Origin of the sequence: Emticicia fluvialis (assembly GCF_024793945.1) — a bacterium.
Classification (GTDB): Bacteria; Bacteroidota; Bacteroidia; order Cytophagales; family Spirosomataceae; genus Emticicia; species Emticicia fluvialis.
The window spans coordinates 1-18,173 of sequence record NZ_JANUSD010000019.1 but is presented as its reverse complement, the minus strand read 5'-3'; the positions used below and the strand labels follow the sequence as shown (position 1 = coordinate 18,173).

The following is an 18,173-nucleotide window of genomic DNA, read 5'->3' as shown; positions in this document are numbered from 1 at the left end:
TGCACTTTTCGAGTACATTAATTACAAGACCTATTCTACCAGCAAATTTACGTTTTCAAACTGTAATTTAACCAGATTTGCGTAAATTCCTTCTTCTTTTAGTATCAATTCGTCGTGCGAACCCAATTCGGCAATCCTGCCGTCTTTTAAGACATAGATGGTATCTACATTTCGGATGGTTGCCAGGCGATGGGCAATAATAATGGTAGTGCGGTTTTTCATCAGTTCATCCAACGCACCCTGTACCAGTTTTTCAGATTCCGAGTCAAGTGCACTGGTGGCTTCATCCAGAATCAGAATAGACGGGTCTTTCAGAATAGCCCGCGCAATGGCCACACGCTGTCTTTGTCCGCCCGATAGTTTCACACCTCTTTCGCCCACAATTGTCTGGAATTTCTCAGGAAACGACGTGATGAAGTCGTAGGCATTGGCTTTTCTGGCGGCCTCAAATACCTCGGCTTCTGTGGCGCCCGGTTTGCCATAGGCTATATTCTCAAAAATGGTGCCTCCAAAAAGCATTACCTCCTGCGGTACGATGGCAATGTTACTTCTGAGTTCGGTTACATCTTGTGTGGCAATATCTTTACCGTCAATCAGTATCTGGCCTTTTGTAAGCGGATACATCTTCATTAAAAGCTGCACCAGTGTCGATTTACCAGCCCCGCTTTGCCCAACCAATGCAATTTTCTCTCCCGATTTCACCTCAATTGATACATCTTTCAGCACGCTTACGTCAGCCCTTGAAGGATACTCAAAACCTACCTGTTTAAATGAAACATTTCCGGCTGTTTTCTTAAATTCAACCGTACGCGAAACATCTACTTCTGATTCCTCTCCCAGAATTTCCAGTACCCTTTCAGATGCCCCAATCGTTTTCTGAATCTGAGCATACATATCACCCAAACCACCAACCGAGCCCCCGATAAAACCTGTATAGATAATAAATGTAAACAGGTCTTTAAAATCAAGCTCACCACTCAGCACCAGATTACCGCCATACCATACAACCCCTACAACGCCACCAAACAATACAAAAATAATGAACGAAATAAAACCACCCCTGAAAGTAGCTGCTTTGAGGGCATATTCAACTACTTTCTGTATAGAAGAAGTGTATCTTGCTACCTCAAGGCGTTCGTTGGTAAAGGCTTTTACTACATTGACCGACTGCAGGGTTTCTTCTACAATAATATTTGTCTTGGCCAGTTCGTCTTGTACAATTTTAGAATTTTTTCTGATAAATCGTCCGAAAATAATAGCGGCCACCACCAGAAACGGAAACGTAGACAGCATAAAAAGTGTCAGTTTGCCAGATATAAGCGTAATCAGTAACACACCGCCCACCAGCGTAAATGCCTGTCTGAACAGCTCGGCCAGTGTGGTAGAAAGCACATCCTGCAACTGCGTTACGTCAGACGTTATCCGGCTCATCAGCTCACCAACACGGCTTTTTTCAAAGAAAGTAACCGGCAGCGTGATAATTTTGGCATATAACTCTTTGCGGAGGTCTCGCATGGATTGTTCAGATACCCTCGTAAAAGTGTACACCCTCAGAAAAGAGAAACCCGCCTGCAGAATCAGTAAAACAACGAACAGAAAAGTAACCTCGTTTAAAGTAAATTCAGGTGCAGCATGAAAAACATTCTGAAGCTTGTCGCCTAAAATACTTGCATTGCCAATAGGGTTTGAATTAGGTATGGAAGCCGCTTTTTCAGGCGAAACAATGGCTCCTACCATCTGGCCCATTAAAAGCGGAATGCTCATTGACGTAAGCTGCGACAACACCAGAAAAATGAAGCCAATCGCAAATGTCCATTTATAAGGCAACGTAAATCTGAAAACCTTCAGCGCCTTTCTGAATCCTTCTTTACTTAGTTTTTTCTTGTCTTTTTCTGAAGCCTCTTCTCCAAAACTTCGGGTTCTTTTTGCCATAGTACTTTATCCTCAGATACCGCCGGGGATTTTAAATTTTAAAAGGTAATAGGCAGGCAGACTAATCTTCTGTTTGCCCTTTATATTTCGATTGCTCAAAAATCTCGCGAGCATTGGTGTTTTCCATCAGTTGTACTAACGTAACCGCCGGGTTTTCGGTTCGATACCGGCTTACTATTCGCCAACCCACCCATTGGCCAATGCGCCCGGGGCAGTCAGCCCCTATTTCGGTTACAAATGGTCTTTCAGATACATACTTGTCTTTTATTCTGTCGTTGGTTTCAAAAAGTAGTTTGTTGTCAAGAAAATACCCCCACACGTATTCCTGATTATGCCAGGTCTTTACAAGATTTGAGTCGGCATAGGCAACTACGAGCGAATCAGCAATGTTGGGTATAACCGCCCGGGTAAACTCAAAACTCTTGCCATAAAACACCATATCGGCCAGTAAAGAACGGTCGTTCAAATCAACTCTGTTGTATTTTCTCGACAGCAAAGTAATCACCGTAGGTACCAGATAAGGTTTGTCGTATCGTTTCAGCATATAGTTAGGGTGCTGCGGGCGGTATTTGGCTCCGGGGCCAATGAAAGATTCCAGCGGAATCACTATCAGACTATCGGTAACTACCAGTTCATTGTCCAGACCGGCAAACGTAGTGATAATCTTTGGCTCTTTGAAATCGGGGTAATAGTATTTTATATGCCTGAAGGCATTTTCAAATTGAAGCCTCAGGCTGTCTGAATTGCCAAATGCCTGTTGTGTCTGCTGGTACAATTCATGAATGGCAGGGTGATGAATCAGCATATCAATCCGGTCAATGAGAGCCGGGTCACTGGCCGATGTCTGATAGAAGGTTTCAACAAAGACCGGGTGTTTTTCAAGAAAACCTTTGATTTCTTCTTTGCTTTTCAGGTTCATCAATGTGTTTTCAAGGTGCTCAATTGTCACATTTACCTGTATCTGAGATACATCTGCTTCAGCAGCAGAATCGGTATTCTGGCAGGCATAAAAACAGGATGCAATCAGAAAGAAAAAACCGGGGATACGATATTTCATACGATGAATAAGTGTTTTTTCGAAAAACGTACAAAATTAGGCAATTATTTGTCTCTAATCATGTACATTCACAAATTATAGTAGTTTTTAATGTGCCTGCCAAATAGATACAAACAACCGTGGTTGCGGCAGCTTTGATAGTTTCAATAGCCCATCAGTAACTTTTTGTTTTTGCGTAGGGTTGTGGGGCAGGTTTTATTAAAACGCAACTTTTTTGTGGCAAAGGTTGTGCAGCAATGGGTAACTGGATTTGCTGCCAGTAAGCGGTTTTTAATTTTAACTGTGTTTTGGGGTACATCAAACAACTGAAAATAAATAATTTACAAAAAATAATTTGTCGGCTTTGTTGAAGAAAACGGGCAGATTGAACCCTGAAAAAGGATTTTGGCTACACCCCTGGGCAATCGGTTAAGTTACCGGATATAAAACTTCTTAAAAAACACATTTTACTAATTGTATTTCTTTGATATTATGTATGAATGTGTGTATTTTTGCGGTTCGTTTTTTTGAGTACTTTACTATTTAAACCTATATTCCTAAAAACACGGACCAAAATCTAAGTATAAAATAAAAACTAATGGCTTTAATTAACAAAATTCGGGAGCGTTCGGGAATCGCAGTTGCAGTTATTGCAGTTGCCCTTATTCTATTTATCGTTGGAGGAGACTTATTCTACGGAAGTGGCGGAAATGGAGGCTTGTTTGGTGGTAATAAAAACAAAATCGGTGAAATAGCCGGTACTACCATTGATGCCCAGGCATTTCAGGCAAAGCTGGATGCAGCACGTTCCAACTACGAACAACAGGCAGGCAGAGCTCTTCAGGAGCAGGAAGTTCAACAACTCCGCAATCAGGTATGGGAGGAGATGATTTTCGACATTGCCTATAATGAAGAATTTGAAAAATTAGGTCTGAAAGTAACACCTGAAGAGTTAAGCGAGATGATTCAGGGCACCAAAAACCTTAGCCCGCTTATCAGGCAGCAATTTACTAATCCTCAAACAGGGCAGTATGACCGCAACAGTCATATTCAGTTTATTGACGCAGCAGCTAAAAACCAATTGCCTGCGCCTCAGAAAATGGCCTGGGAGCAAATCAAAAAACAGGCAATCAAACAACGTTTGTTAGAAAAATACAATGCATTAATTAGTGCGGCCACATTTGTAACAACAGCAGAAGCCAAAAAAGAATACGAAGGCCAAGTTAGCAAGGCAGATGCCCGTTATTTGTATGTGCCATTCTTTAGCGTAAACGATACTACCATTAAAGTTACAGACAGCCAGTTGTCTGATTACCTGAGTAAACATAAAAATGAATATACAGGTTATGACAGCCGCTCTTTCAACTATGTGGTGTATCAGGTTGCTCCTACTAAAGAAGACAGCGCCGCGCTTTATGAAGACATCAAATCTTTTGCAAAAGGTTTGGCTGCAGCTAAAGACCCGCAAGATTATGCCACTATCAATTCAGAAATAAGATTGCCGTTTGAGCGTTCAGCCAGCGAACTGACCCCGGAATTGAAAGCGGCTTTGGCATCGGCTATCCCTGGTGCGGTAATCGGGCCGTTTAAAGAAGGAAGCGTATATTCTATTCATAAATATGAAGGTACTACTACCGACACCGCCTACACTGCAAGAGCAAGCCATATTCTGATTCCGGTAAACAAAACAGCGCCAGATTCTGCAAAAGCATTGGCGCGCAAACAGGCACAGTCTATTCTTGACCAGCTGAAACAAGGTGCTGATTTTGCAACGCTGGCTCGTACCAACAGCCAGGACGGTTCGGCTCAGCAAGGCGGAGACCTGGGCTTCTTTAAACAAGGTGCGATGGTAAAACCATTTGACAACGCCGTTTTTGGCTTTAGCGGAACTGGTCTGATACCTAATCTGGTTGAGACAGACTTTGGTTACCATATTATTAAAGTAACTGAGCCTAAGTCAAACTTAAAATATAAAATTGCCAGCATCAGCCGCGAATTACAGGCCAGCGAAGCAACCCGCAATGCAGCGTATCAAAGAGCTGAAACATTGCGTTCAGGTGCAGGTTCAGAAAAAGAGTTTGAAGAGGCCGTTAAGAAAGACCCTAAACTGGTTATGCTGAAAGCCGAAAGGGTTTTCCCTGAAGCAACTGCTTTCAACACAATACAGAACGCACGCGAAGTTGTTTTGTGGGCATTTAATGACGACACCAAAGTAGGCTCGGTTTCTAACCGCGTTTTTGAAATAGGCGATAATTTTATTGTGGCAGCAGTTACAGCTAAATCAGAAAAAGACAGCCCTAAGGTAGACGACTTCAGAGAAGCTTTAACAGCCAAAGTGCGTAACGAAATTAAAGGAGAACAGATTCTGAAAAAATTGAACGGGGCTTCGGGTACTTTAGAGCAAATTGCACAAAAATATGGTGCGGGTGCTATAGTTGAGGCCGCCAATGGTATCAGTTTTGCCACTGGTCTGTTAACTACTCCAGGTGTTGACCCTATCGCCATCGGTAAGATTTTCAGTCTGGCATCAGGCAAACGCTCAAAACCATTTGTTGGCGAAAACGGTGTGTTTATTGTAGAAACCACGCGTCTTGAAAACGCCCCAGCCATTGCAGACTACAGCCAGTATAAAGCACAGGTATTGCAACGTACCGGAGGCTTTGGCGCTTCTTATATGGCCAACCAGGCTATCCGCGATAACGCGAAAATCGTAGATAACAGATCGAAATTCTTCTGATACGTCAGAAACCGTTATAAATTAAAAAATAGCAGCTTGTTTACAGGCTGCTATTTTTGCTTTGTGTGCATCAGGTGTTTGTGCCAAATACAACCCAACCGGATAAAAGCCCTGCGTAAAATGTTTATGAAAGCGGGTAATTCTTAAAAATTTTAAAAATAAGCAGTGGCTTTATAATCAGGGTTTTGCAAAACTTGTATTTTTGCTATTACTAATATACTGCCTAACCACTAAACTAATGACCGAATTTTCAATTTACCTTCAGTTGGGTTATCAACATATAACCGATATCAACGGCTATGACCATATCTTATTTGTAATAGCCTTATGTGCCATTTACAGGATATCTGACTGGAGACGAATTTTAATTTTGGTAACAGCATTTACCATCGGGCATTCGGTTACACTTGCTTTAGCAGCTTTAAATGTGATTGATTATAGTACCGAACTCATTGAGTTTCTGATACCCGTAACAATTATTATTACCTGTATCAGCAATCTGTTTCATAAGAGCAGCACAAGTGTATTGGTACCAGAGCATTTTTCGCCGGTAAGGTATTTTTTAGCCCTGGGTTTTGGGCTTATTCATGGCATGGGGTTCTCTAATTACCTCCGCAGTTTATTAGGTAAAGACCAGAACATCATTCAGCAGTTGCTGGCATTTAATGTGGGGCTTGAGTTCGGGCAGATACTGATTGTATCCATTGCACTGGTATTGTCTTTTTTAATGCTCAATGTTTTCCATGTAAAAAAACATACCTGGAATCTCATACTGTCAAGTTTTGTTGCAGGGGTAGCATTTAAACTGATGACCGAGAAATGGTTTTTTTAACTGCAATCGCCCAAGGCATAAGACTAAAATAAATTGTATCAATCGCAAACATTTAAAACTAACAGAGTATTAAACCTTCATCAAAGCATGAAAAAAATCTCCATTTTTATCGCGACGGTTTTGTGCGGCATGGTTTCGGCGCAAGCGCAGCAGGCGCCTGCTACCCAATACAATGCCAATACCAAATTTGAGCAAATGGGCACTGCCCTGCCTACGCCTAATACTTTTCGTACAGCAGCCGGAGCACCTGGCAGAGACTACTGGCAGCAAAAGGCAGACTATGACATCAAAGCTGAACTAAACGACAACAACCAAAGCATAACCGGTACAGAGAAAATAACCTACACCAACAATGCGCCTGAAGAACTCCGTTACTTATGGATGCAGCTTGACCAGAACGTTTTCTCTAAAAACTCAGACGGAAACACTACCCGCCAGAGTGCCATTAACCCAACCAGTGGGTCTAGTTTTACCAGCATTGGTAATCTGAGTGGCGCAAATGATAAAGACTACGGGTATAAAATTCTGGCTGTGAAAGATGCCGCTGGAAAAGATTTGAAATATACCATTAACGGAACTATGATGCGCATAGACCTGCCAGCGCCTTTGGCTAAAGGTATGGCCTTTGTGTTTCAGGTTGACTGGAAGTTTAACATCATCGATTTGAAACTGGTAGGGGGTAGAAGCGGTTTTGAGCTATTTCCGAAAGATGGTAACGTTCTATATGAAATTGCCCAGTGGTTTCCTCGTATGGCTGTTTACGATGACGTAAACGGATGGCAGCATAAACAGTTCTTGGGGCAGGGAGAATTTACGCTTCCTTTCGGAGACTATAAAGTAGCCCTGACAGTGCCTAACGATATGGTATTGGGTGCCACCGGAGAGCTGCAAAATCCTAAAGAAGTGCTTACTCCAACTCAATTAAAACGCATGGAGCAGGCCAAAACATCAAAAACACCGGTACTGATTGTTACACAGGCAGAAGCCGAGGCTGCCGAAAAGGGCAAGCCAACCGGCAAAAAGACCTGGATTTATGCAGCCAAAAATGTACGCGATTTTGCCTTTGCTACTTCTCGTAAATTCATCTGGGATGCCATGCAGGTAGACGTTGAAGGCAAAAAGGTGTGGGCAATGTCTTTATATCCTAAAGAGGCTAACCCGCTTTGGGGGCAATACTCAACCCGTGTAGTGGCGCACACATTGGTTAACTACTCAAAACGCACGGTTGCTTATCCGTATCCGGTGGCTTATTCGGTTCATGGTTCAGTAGGGGGTATGGAGTACCCGATGATGAGCTTTAACGGCGCACGCCCTGAGGCTGACGGCACGTATTCAGAAGGAACTAAAAACTTTCTGATTCTGGTGATTATTCATGAGGTTGGTCACAACTTCTTCCCGATGATTGTGAATTCTGACGAGCGCCAGTGGTCATGGATGGATGAAGGGCTGAACTCTTTCCTGGAAGGGTTAACCTGTCTTGAGTGGGACAGAAACTTCCCGGCTACAGGTATAGAGCCACAATACATTACGGGTTATATGAAACTGGATGCCGATAAGCAGAACTCAATTATGAGTAGTTCAGATAACATTCTGCCGGGTACTTTTGGGCCTAATGCCTATTCAAAACCTGCAACAGGGCTGAACATTCTTCGGGAGACCATCATGGGGCGTGAACTCTTCGACTACGCCTTCAAAGAGTACGCACGACGTTGGGCTTTTAAACACCCTACACCTGCCGATTTCTTCCGTACAATGGAAGACGCATCAGGCGTTGACCTTGACTGGTTCTGGAAAGGCTGGTTTTATGGCGTTGAGCCGGTTGACCAGGCCATTGCTAATGTAGAATGGTATAGTATAGACTCGCAGGACCCCGCCAAAATTAAAGCAGCAGCTAAAGCAGATGCGGATGCCAAAAAAGAAACACTAAGCAATATCCGCAACAAAACAGATATTAAACAGACGGTAGTAGAGGCTGACTCAACCATGCGAGACTTCTATAACACTTATGATAGATTTGCAGTATCAGAAGCCGATAAGAAAAAGTATGAGCAGTATCTTTCTACTCTTTCAGCCGATGAACGTAAAATGGTAGATGAAGGCAAGAACTTTTACGTTTTAAGCCTGAAAAACAAAGGTGGTTTGGTAATGCCTGTAATTATCAGAATGGAGTTTGAAGATGGTACTTTTGAAGACGTAAGAATACCGGCCGAACTTTGGAGGTTAAATGATAAAGAGGTGAAAAAGACTTTGGTAACTACCAAAAAAGTAGCGAAGTTCAAGCTGGACCCTTACCATGAGATTCCGGATATTGATACGTCTGACAACACCTTCCCTAAAGAGCCAGAACAACCTACCCGTTTCCAGGCTTTCAAGCAGAGAAGTTTTAATCCTGGGCCTAATCCAATGCAGGAAGCTAAAAAGAACCAGCCTTCTGGTGTGCAAACAAGCGGAGATAAGAAATAATAATTCTTTATAAAATAATGTTAAATTTAGCCGGAGATATGACCCTCTCCGGCTTTTTTTGTTAAACTCAGCCACTTTTAAAGCTATGCAAACAATAAAACTTACGATACAGAATCATATCGCCCATGTAGTACTGAATAGGCCCGAAAAAGCCAATGCACTCAACCAGACCGCCTGGGACGAACTCAAAGATACTTTTGAAAATCTGGATGAGAACCCCGAAGTGCGAGTAATAGTGCTGGAAGGCGGCGAGAGCAAACACTTTTGCGCGGGCATAGATTTAAGCCTGCTGATGTCGGTAGCACAAACAGATATTACCTGCGAGGGACGCAGGAGAGAAAAAGTCAGAAAAGACGTTCTCAGGCTACAGGCGCCGGTTAATGCCATTGAAAACTGCTCCAAGCCTGTTTTAGCAGCAGTTCACGGCGGCTGTATTGGTGGCGGGCTGGACATTATCTGTGCCTGCGATATACGCTATTGCACCGAAGATGCATTCTTTACTATTAAGGAAATTGACATGGGTATGGTAGCCGATTTAGGTACACTTCAGCGGCTGCCAAAGCTGATAGGAGAGGGCCGGGTGCGTGAAATGGCCTATACAGGGCGGCATGTAGGCGGCAAAGAAGCTGAAAAAATAGGCATTGTAAACAGTGCCTACAATGATAAAGCTACCATGATGGAAGAGGTTTTTAAACTGGCCGCTACTATAGCTGCCAGGTCGCCCTTGTCTATCCGTGGTACCAAGCATATTCTGTTGCATACCAGAGACCACACTGTTGCCGACGGCCTGAACTACATGGCAACCTGGAACGCCGCCATGCTGCTATCAAACGATTTGCAGGAAGCCTTCATGGCTAAAAGCCAGAAGCGGGATGCCGGTTTTGAAGACTGAGTTTTTATATGACTATAAACGAAGAAACCCTACCGGCCGGCAGGGTTTCTTCGTTTATGACTTCTGAGCAAATTAAGCTATTGCAAAAGCGCCTTTGCTTTCATAACGTTTACGCTCGTTTTCGTCAAGGTATATTTTACGCATACGAATCGACTTAGGCGTAATCTCCAGATATTCATCTTTCTGGATATACTCCATGGCATCTTCCAGAGAGAAATTAATCTTCGGTGCAATACGCACGTTGTCATCAGAACCCGAAGCACGCATGTTGGTCAGCTTTTTGGCTGTTTGCAGGTTAATCACGAGGTCATTCTGACGGTTGTGTTCGCCTACTACCATACCCATATAAATTTCTTCGTTCGGGTCAATAAAGAAAACCCCTCTGTCTTGCAGTTTATCAATTGAATAAGGTGTTGCAGGGCCGTTACCCATCGATATCAACGAACCATTGATACGACCCGGAATTGCACCTTTAAACGGCTCATAGGCCTTGAAGCGGTGGTTCATAATGGCCTCACCGTAAGTAGCAGTAAGTACATTTGAACGTAAACCAATCAAACCACGAGACGGAATATTGAACTCAAGGTGTTGTAAGTCACCTTTGGGTTCCATAATTAATAATTCGCCTTTGCGTTGCGTTACCAGCTCAATTACTTTTCCGGCTGTTTCTTCCGGTACATCTACTACAAGGGTTTCAACAGGCTCAAGTCTTTCACCGTTTTCACCTTCTTTGTATAATACCTGTGGCTGGCCCACTTGTAGTTCGTAACCTTCACGACGCATGGTTTCAATCAGAACCGACAAGTGAAGGATACCGCGGCCATATACAATAAATTTATCTTCAGTATCGCCGGTTTCAACGCGAAGGGCAAGGTTTTTCTCTGTTTCTTTCATCAGACGGTCACGTAAGTGGCGCGATGTAACAAACTTACCTTCTTTACCAAAAAACGGCGAATTATTGATGGTAAACAACATGTTCATGGTTGGCTCATCAATAGCGATACGTGGCAGGGCTTCCGGATTTTCTGCATCGGCAACGGTATCACCAATTTCAAAATCTTCAATACCTGTTACAGCACAAATTTCACCCGAACTCACTTCTGCTACTTTTGCTTTACCAAGGCCCTCAAAAACGTGTAGTTCTTTAATACGCATCTTTTTGGCGCTTCCGTCTGCTTTGCAAAGCGCTACCTGCATACCTTCTTTCAGTACACCTCTGGCCACACGGCCTATGGCAATACGACCAACAAAAGATGAGTAATCAAGAGAGGTAATCTGCATCTGCGCTGTACCATCTACAACCGGTGACGCCGGAATATTGGCAACAATGGCATCAAGTAAAGGAATAATGTCAGTCGTTGGTTTTTTCCAGTCGGTACTCATCCAGCCTTGTTTAGACGACCCATACAAACACGGGAAATCAAGCTGGTCTTCGGTAGCCTCAAGGTTAAACATCAGGTCAAACACCTGTTCGTGTACCTCTTCAGGGCGACAGTTTTCTTTATCAACTTTATTTACTACCACAATTGGTTTCAAACCTAATTGCAGGGCTTTGCCTAATACAAAACGGGTTTGAGGCATCGGGCCTTCAAAAGCATCAACTAACAGAATAACACCGTCAGCCAGTTTCAAAACGCGCTCAACCTCTCCTCCGAAGTCGGCGTGGCCCGGGGTATCTATAATATTGATTTTTACATCGTTATAACGTACTGATACGTTTTTCGACACAATGGTGATTCCGCGCTCACGTTCAAGGTCATTGTTATCAAGAATCAAATCACCAAATTCCTGATTTTCTCTGAAGATTTTTGAAGCATGAATAATTTTGTCAACCAGGGTTGTTTTACCGTGGTCAACGTGGGCAATAATGGCAATGTTTCTAATATTTTGCATGAAGTCTAAAGTTATCGTAATGCGCCAATCTTTACCCCAACGCATCACGGATAAACGACTAACGAACTACACCTTTTTGAAATAAACTGCAAAATTAGAAAAATACAATGAGAAAACCTTGTTTTTGGTAGATTATCCTATCATTATTAAATTGTTAATAGGAATAGTGCAATAATATCTGGTTTTAAGGCAGGTGGTTTTTATGAAGTACTAAAACTAAACCAAAATTACGGGCTGGCTTGAAACTATTTCAGGCCTCAGGCAGTAAAAAACCGGGGCATATAAAAGTTTTTGGTAACGCTGAAAACCGGGCATTAAAAATCAAATCGTTAAAACTCTCTGAGAATAATGGGTTTCGATTCTACCGTATTTGAAACATTTCCTGCCCGGTCTTTAATCGTAATCTGATACTTAACGGTGTCTTTAGCCGGAACAGAATTATGAAAATATACAATTGAGTAGTTTAGCGTTCCTTCTATGGGGCGCTTTTTATCATCTAATTTAAGACGCGGAAAGAAGCCCGAATAAGGTACCGGTTGTGGAATCTCCTGAAATACGCCGTCCTTGCTTCTGAATATCTTTAGCAAATAATTAAAGTCCTGCTTATCTACAGCTACCTTTTTTTCTTCTTCGCTCAGGCCTAAATCTCCGTCGCCGTCTTCAAAATGTATGCTTATAATTACTGAATCTTTCTTTGAACCCGAGAAGCTGTCCAGGGTGGTTTCTTTACGTAAATCTCTAAACTCAATATATGGTATTAAATCGAACGATATGTCATTATAACAGCCAATTAGCAATGCTGTTACACTAAAAACAACCAATACTGAAACCTTTTTCATCTGTAATCTGTAATTTTAGAAGCAATTTAGTATAAAAATGAAAGTTTTAGGCTTAACCGTAACATTTTTTGTTGTTATGCCCTGAAACTACCAATAAATCTATTTCATGGGTATCCGAGACGAACTCAAATCGGCAGTTCTTCAGTTAAGTGACTATCCTCAGAATCAGCATACTTTTGATGAGCTGGCTCTTGAGATTTTCCGGTTTCAGGCTGTGGCCAATCCGGTATATAATCAATATCTGGGTTTTCTGAAAATTGACCCCAGACGAATCAATCGTTTGGAGAAAATTCCGTTTCTGCCTATTCAGTTCTTCAAGCATCATAAAATCATTTCTGGCAATGCCCCCGAACAAATAGTTTTTGAAAGCAGCGGCACAACTCAGCAGAATGTAAGCAGGCATTACGTAAGCGACCTGCCTTTTTATGAACACATCAGCCAGAAAATCTTTGAGCAGTTTTATGGGCCATTAACCGACTACCATATTCTTGCTTTGCTGCCCTCGTATCTTGAACGAAATAATTCGTCGTTGGTGTATATGGTGCAAAGTTTTATTTACCGCACATACTCGCGTGAATCAGGATTTTACCTTCATAACACCGCCGAGATGCTCGATAAGCTGCAGCAGCTTTCAGAAAACAACCAGACACACCGTAAGGTTTTGTTAATAGGTGTAACTTTTGCCCTGCTTGATTTGGTAGAAGAAGGCCACGATTTGTCTTTCATGGAAAATCTGAAAGACAGGCTCATTGTAATGGAAACCGGTGGTATGAAAGGACGAAGAAAAGAGTTATTGCGTGAGGAAGTACACGCCATTCTTACAAAAGCTTTGCCGGTTAAACAGATTCACTCTGAATACGGTATGACTGAACTGCTTTCGCAGGGATATTCTATGGGTGAAGGTGTATTTCAGCTACCGGCCTCAATGAAAGTGCTGTTGCGGGAAATCAACGACCCTTTCAAAATTATCTCGACACAGTTTCATACGGGTTTATCGAAAGAAGCAGTTGTTCGTGGAGGCATTAATGTAGTAGACCTGGCCAATGTTGATTCTTGTTGCTTCATTGAAACCCAGGATTTAGGGGCTTATCAGCCAGCAAACCAGCAGTTCAGTGTTATTGGCCGGTTCGATAACTCCGATATCAGAGGCTGCAATCTGCTTGTGGTTTAAGATAAATACCGGTTAAGTGTTCTCAGCACGGGCGGCAGATAAATTGCCCCGAAAATATTGACATGTACCATAAGGGCATACAAATTATAAATGCCGGCGCGGTCTTCAAAGCGGGGCTGTAATGGGAAACTCTCATGATAAGCCTCGTAGAAACGGTTATCGAAACCATCAAAAAGACGGGTAAAGGCCAGTTCTACTTCGCGGTTGCCATAATATACGGCAGGGTCTATCAGGCAGGGTTCACCAATGTTGTCGGTAATAACATTGCCTGCCCACAAGTCTCCATGTAATAAAGAGGGTCTTTCATCCGGAAGCAGCGAAGGAAGTAACTCGTAGAACTTCTGAAACTTGTCATATACTTCTTTATCTATCAGCTCATTATAATAAGCCAAACCAGCCTGCACATTCAGCCTTTTCTCAATAAAAAAAGGTATCCAGTTAATGTTTGGTTCATTATTTTGTTCCAACGAGCCAATGTAATTATTAAAGCCCAGCCCGAAACAATCGCTGGTGTTTCTATGCAAGGCGGCCAGTTTATGCCCAAGGGTTTCCCAATAAAACTTATTCTGTTTATTGGCCTCTATATGTTCCAGAATCAGGTAATCGTGTCCGTCTCGCCTTCCCCAGTTTATTACTTCGGGTATTCTAATCACCTTCGTTTCGCGCAGCAGGTCAAGTCCGCGTGCCTCGGCCGCAAACATCTGGTCGTAGTTAAGGGTATTATATTTAACAAAATACTTGCCTTCACTGGTAAGTATCTGGACCGTAGCATTGATGCTTCCACCCTGTAACAGACGATACTCATTCACCTGCACATCGCGCCCCAGTGTTTCAAAAAGTATTCCCTCAAAAAATTGAAATTGGTCTTCAGCCGTTTGCATGGTTTGGTTCCTCACTTAAATATTCCTAAAGCCTTCCATGTTGCAATAAATGAAAGTTTAATCCGAATGGCAAAATAAAAACTTTCTCGCTAAATTTTACGAACTTTGCCAGCCAGACTGGCTTCAGGATGTTATTTGATTTGTAATAACCTCATTTGCCCTCATATAACCCTTGTAACCGGTTTCGTTAACAGCAACAATTATAACAGCTTTGTATTAAGGATACTAATAACGCCGGTGTAATACGTTTTATTCTAAGAAAAAAGCATTCACGACACTACATGAAAAGAAGTCTCGCTATTTTGGGCTCAACAGGGTCAATTGGTACACAAGCATTGGAAGTGGTTGCCGCCAACCCCGATATTTTTGAAATAGAAGTACTCACAGCCCAGAACAATGCCGATTTGCTGATTGAGCAGGCTGCCAGGTTCAGGCCAAATGTAGTGGTAATTTCAAATGAAGCGCTATATGATCAAGTTTTTGCAGCACTTGACCCCCTTCAGATAAAAGTCTATGCCGGAGAGAAGTCGCTGGCATCGGTAGTACAGATGGAATCGGTTCAAATGGTGCTGACTGCTCTGGTTGGTTATGCAGGGCTGATACCCACCCTGGCAGCTATTAAAGCCGGTAAACATATAGCTTTGGCTAATAAGGAAACAATGGTAGTAGCTGGCGAACTGGTAACAGATTTGGCACAAAAAAATAAAGTTGATATTCTACCGGTTGACTCTGAACATTCGGCGATTTTTCAATGCCTGGTCGGAGAATTTCATAATCCTATTGAAAAAATCATTCTAACGGCTTCAGGCGGGCCGTTTCTTGGTAAAGAGCGCGAATTTCTGAAAACTGTTACCAAGCAGCAAGCCTTGAAGCACCCTAACTGGAGCATGGGCGCGAAGATTACCATTGATTCGGCATCGTTGATGAACAAGGGGCTGGAAGTGATTGAAGCCAAATGGTTGTTTGACCTGACCCCCGAGCAGATTGATGTGGTTGTGCATCCGCAAAGTATTATTCATTCTATGGTGCAGTTTGAAGACGGCAGCATTAAGGCGCAGATGGGCTTGCCAGATATGCGCGTGCCTATACAATTTGCTTTGTCTTATCCTGTCCGTTTAAAATCAGACTTCCCTAGGTTCGATTTCACAAAGTATCCCTCACTTACCTTTCAACAGCCAGACACACAGACATTCCGTAATCTGGGCTTTGCCTTTGAGGCACTCAGAAGAGGGGGCAATATGGCCTGTATTGTCAATGCCGCTAATGAAATAGCCGTAGCATCTTTCCTGAAAGATGAGATTGGTTTTCTTGAGATGTCTGACCTCATTGAGGCTTGTATGCACAAGGTTAGCTTTGTTAAAACCCCAACCCTGGAAGACTACATCCGTACTGATGAAGAAACCCGCCGCATAGCTTTAGAATATTGATTGAAATAAACAGCCCGTACCAGAAGTTTTATTAAACCGCAATAAGCCTGTGCAGTAAGGGCTTGTTGTACCCACTAAATACCCCTGCAGATACAGTTTTGTAGTTAAACTACAAAAAACTAAGTATCTTTGTAGCAAATTATAATGATATGAAACATCCATTTTATGTTCTCTATGAAGACAATCACCTTATTATTGTTAATAAGGCGCCAGGGATTTTAGTGCAGGGAGATGCCACAGGAGACAAAACATTAGCAGACTACGTAAAAGATTATATTAAGAAGAAATATAACAAACCCGGTGACGTTTTTCTGGGTACGGTTCACCGGCTTGACCGCCCCGTGAGTGGTATTGTGGTTTTTGCACGTACCTCAAAGGCACTTGAGCGCATGAATGAACTTTTTAGGCGCCGCGATGTTCAGAAAATCTATTGGGCTGTAGTAGGCAAAAGACCAGAGAAAAAAAGCGGCAAGCTGACCCACTGGCTGGTAAAAAATGAAGAGAAAAACGTTGTTACGGCTTATGATACAGAAGTGAATGGTTCGCAGAAAGCAGAATTGAACTACCGCTATCTGGGAGAAATCAATCACTTTCATTTGTTAGAGATAAACCCTATAACGGGGCGCCCGCATCAGATAAGAGTTCAGCTGGCAACTATGGGCTGCCCGATAAGAGGAGACATAAAGTATGGTTTCCCCAGAACCAACCCCGAGGGTAATATTAATTTGCATGCCCGCCGTTTATACTTTGTGCATCCGGTTAAAAAAGAACCAATTCTTTGTATTGCACCACTACCAGAGAACCCCTTCTGGGAAGAGTTTCTTGAACTGGACCCTGAAGATATCAAAACCGAGAATCTTGACTTTTTGTATTAACAAAACTCAGGATATACCCCGGATTGGTCTAAGGCATTACTTTCTTTAGCTTGCATCAATCAACCCCTTAATAGAATAAAAATGAATCGCAGAAATTTTATTTCCAAAAGCGCTATGGTTGCCGGAGCGTCTGCACTGCCATTGGGTGCTTCTTTGGCAGCTGAGGCGCCGCAAAACAACCTGGTAGCGGCCAATCAATTCAAGCTCTTATATGCACCACATTTTGGTATGTTTGAGAATCTGGCTGGAAAAGACCTGATTGACCAGCTGAAGTTTATGGCCGACAACGGCTTTATGGCGCTGGAAGACAACGGAATGCTGGGGCGCCCCGTAGATGTACAAAAGAAGATTGGGGAAACGCTTGCAAAGCTGAATATGAAAATGGGGGTATTTGTGATTGACGGCGGCGATAACTGGAAAATATCTCTTACCACCGGAAAGAAAGAGTTTCTTGAAAATTTCCTTAAAACCTGCCGTGCCTCTGTGGAGGTAGCTAAGCGTGTTAACGCCAAATGGGCCACAGTAGTACCTGGATTTTTTGAAAGAAGATTACCCCTGGGCATACAAACCGCAAACGTAATTGATGCTTTACGACGCGCATGCGACATCCTGGAGCCACATGGCTTAACTATGGTGCTTGAGCCCCTTAGTGATACGCCGGAGCTGTTTCTGCGCCATTCAGACCAGACCTACATGATTTGTAAAGCAGTTAACAGCCCGTCGTGCAAGATTCTGTTTGATATGTGGCACATGCAACGCAACGAAGGCCGCCTGACACAAAATATGGACTGGTGCTGGAGCGAAATCGGGTATTTTCAGATAGGGGATGAGCCCGGCCGTAATGAGCCAACCACAGGTGAGGTAAACTACAAGAGCCTGTTCAAACATATTTATGATAAATCAAAAGCCAATAATCAGGAGTTTATTTTGGGTATGGAACACGGAAATGCCTATAAAGGGGCAGAAGGAGAGAGGAAGTTAATAGAGGCCTACCGTTGGAGCGATAATTTTTAAAATGTTCCTTCTTTGGCGTGCCATAAAAAAGGTATCAGGCTTCAACCCGATACCTTTTTCCTGTTTTCCTCGCTGGGTCACCCAAAATTGATATGAAACAAATTAAGTAACTTTTCCTGTTCAGGTTTAGAGATATAAATTCTGCTATGAATCGTTTGCGAGAGTTGCGTTTTGAATGATA

Annotated in this window: 13 protein-coding genes; 8 read left to right on the top strand and 5 right to left on the bottom strand. The window is 42.8% G+C overall.

The window, feature by feature from the left end; genetic code table 11:
* Positions 1-30: 30 nt before the first annotated feature.
* On the bottom strand, positions 31-1,932 hold the full coding sequence (locus NZ848_RS18995) for an ABC transporter ATP-binding protein (RefSeq protein ID WP_259016857.1): 1,902 nt from the start codon (positions 1,930-1,932) through the stop codon (positions 31-33).
* Positions 1,933-1,993: 61 nt separating this feature from the next.
* A complete protein-coding gene (gene gldB / locus NZ848_RS18990) occupies positions 1,994-2,989 on the bottom strand; it encodes a gliding motility lipoprotein GldB (RefSeq protein ID WP_259016856.1) in 996 nt (331 codons plus the stop codon).
* 577 nt (positions 2,990-3,566) lie between these two features.
* On the opposite strand from gldB, the gene NZ848_RS18985 reads away from it, so the two are divergent.
* From NZ848_RS18985 to NZ848_RS18970, 4 genes are all read left to right on the top strand, one after another.
* Positions 3,567-5,705 carry a peptidylprolyl isomerase gene (locus tag NZ848_RS18985; RefSeq protein ID WP_253532159.1) on the top strand — a complete coding sequence of 713 codons (2,139 nt, stop codon included), beginning with the start codon at positions 3,567-3,569 and terminating at the stop codon, positions 5,703-5,705.
* A 238-nt stretch (positions 5,706-5,943) separates the two neighbouring features.
* Complete coding sequence (locus NZ848_RS18980; RefSeq protein ID WP_253532161.1) at positions 5,944-6,537, top strand: HupE/UreJ family protein; 594 nt, start codon at positions 5,944-5,946, stop codon at positions 6,535-6,537.
* A gap of 87 nt (positions 6,538-6,624) precedes the next feature.
* Positions 6,625-9,000 carry a M1 family metallopeptidase gene (locus tag NZ848_RS18975; RefSeq protein ID WP_259016855.1) on the top strand — a complete coding sequence of 792 codons (2,376 nt, stop codon included), beginning with the start codon at positions 6,625-6,627 and terminating at the stop codon, positions 8,998-9,000.
* 85 nt (positions 9,001-9,085) lie between these two features.
* Positions 9,086-9,892, top strand: coding sequence for a crotonase/enoyl-CoA hydratase family protein (locus tag NZ848_RS18970; RefSeq protein ID WP_259016854.1), 807 nt, complete (start codon positions 9,086-9,088; stop codon positions 9,890-9,892).
* 72 nt (positions 9,893-9,964) lie between these two features.
* Here NZ848_RS18970 and typA read toward each other — a convergent pair whose 3' ends face one another.
* Entirely contained in the window at positions 9,965-11,785 is a 1,821-nt protein-coding gene (typA, locus tag NZ848_RS18965) for a translational GTPase TypA (RefSeq protein WP_253532174.1), read from the bottom strand.
* Positions 11,786-12,114: 329 nt separating this feature from the next.
* Positions 12,115-12,624, bottom strand: a complete 510-nt coding sequence (locus tag NZ848_RS18960; RefSeq protein WP_259016853.1) for a hypothetical protein — start codon at positions 12,622-12,624, stop codon at positions 12,115-12,117.
* A 106-nt stretch (positions 12,625-12,730) separates the two neighbouring features.
* Here NZ848_RS18960 and NZ848_RS18955 point away from each other — a divergent pair, with 106 nt between their 5' ends.
* Complete coding sequence (locus NZ848_RS18955; RefSeq protein WP_259016852.1) at positions 12,731-13,795, top strand: LuxE/PaaK family acyltransferase; 1,065 nt, start codon at positions 12,731-12,733, stop codon at positions 13,793-13,795.
* On the opposite strand, the gene NZ848_RS18950 is transcribed toward NZ848_RS18955, so the two are convergent.
* Entirely contained in the window at positions 13,792-14,676 is an 885-nt protein-coding gene (locus NZ848_RS18950) for a fructosamine kinase family protein (RefSeq protein WP_259016851.1), read from the bottom strand. The genes NZ848_RS18955 and NZ848_RS18950 overlap by 4 nt on opposite strands.
* A 281-nt stretch (positions 14,677-14,957) precedes the next feature.
* Between NZ848_RS18950 and NZ848_RS18945 the strand changes: the two genes are divergently transcribed.
* The 3 genes from NZ848_RS18945 to NZ848_RS18935 all read left to right on the top strand — a co-directional run bounded on the left by NZ848_RS18945 (position 14,958) and on the right by NZ848_RS18935 (position 17,992).
* A complete protein-coding gene (locus tag NZ848_RS18945; RefSeq protein WP_259016850.1) occupies positions 14,958-16,103 on the top strand; it encodes a 1-deoxy-D-xylulose-5-phosphate reductoisomerase in 1,146 nt (381 codons plus the stop codon).
* Positions 16,104-16,252: 149 nt separating this feature from the next.
* Entirely contained in the window at positions 16,253-16,978 is a 726-nt protein-coding gene (locus tag NZ848_RS18940; RefSeq protein WP_253532181.1) for an RluA family pseudouridine synthase, read from the top strand.
* A gap of 81 nt (positions 16,979-17,059) precedes the next feature.
* Positions 17,060-17,992, top strand: a complete 933-nt coding sequence (locus tag NZ848_RS18935; protein WP_259016849.1) for a hydroxypyruvate isomerase family protein — start codon at positions 17,060-17,062, stop codon at positions 17,990-17,992.
* Positions 17,993-18,173: the final 181 nt, after the last annotated feature.

Excerpts from the sequence above, each read along its gene's own strand:
- NZ848_RS18955 (WP_259016852.1), top strand. The coding sequence starts at position 12,731 with ATGGGTATCCGAGACGAACTCAAATCGGCAGTTCTTCAGTTAAGTGAC.
- NZ848_RS18940 (WP_253532181.1), top strand. The coding sequence starts at position 16,253 with ATGAAACATCCATTTTATGTTCTCTATGAAGACAATCACCTTATTATT.
- NZ848_RS18935 (WP_259016849.1), top strand. The coding sequence starts at position 17,060 with ATGAATCGCAGAAATTTTATTTCCAAAAGCGCTATGGTTGCCGGAGCG.
- NZ848_RS18945 (WP_259016850.1), top strand. The coding sequence starts at position 14,958 with ATGAAAAGAAGTCTCGCTATTTTGGGCTCAACAGGGTCAATTGGTACA.
- NZ848_RS18950 (WP_259016851.1), bottom strand. The coding sequence starts at position 14,676 with ATGCAAACGGCTGAAGACCAATTTCAATTTTTTGAGGGAATACTTTTT.
- NZ848_RS18995 (WP_259016857.1), bottom strand. The coding sequence starts at position 1,932 with ATGGCAAAAAGAACCCGAAGTTTTGGAGAAGAGGCTTCAGAAAAAGAC.
- NZ848_RS18975 (WP_259016855.1), top strand. The coding sequence starts at position 6,625 with ATGAAAAAAATCTCCATTTTTATCGCGACGGTTTTGTGCGGCATGGTT.
- typA (WP_253532174.1), bottom strand. The coding sequence starts at position 11,785 with ATGCAAAATATTAGAAACATTGCCATTATTGCCCACGTTGACCACGGT.
- NZ848_RS18980 (WP_253532161.1), top strand. The coding sequence starts at position 5,944 with ATGACCGAATTTTCAATTTACCTTCAGTTGGGTTATCAACATATAACC.
- NZ848_RS18970 (WP_259016854.1), top strand. The coding sequence starts at position 9,086 with ATGCAAACAATAAAACTTACGATACAGAATCATATCGCCCATGTAGTA.
- gldB (WP_259016856.1), bottom strand. The coding sequence starts at position 2,989 with ATGAAATATCGTATCCCCGGTTTTTTCTTTCTGATTGCATCCTGTTTT.
- NZ848_RS18985 (WP_253532159.1), top strand. The coding sequence starts at position 3,567 with ATGGCTTTAATTAACAAAATTCGGGAGCGTTCGGGAATCGCAGTTGCA.
- NZ848_RS18960 (WP_259016853.1), bottom strand. The coding sequence starts at position 12,624 with ATGAAAAAGGTTTCAGTATTGGTTGTTTTTAGTGTAACAGCATTGCTA.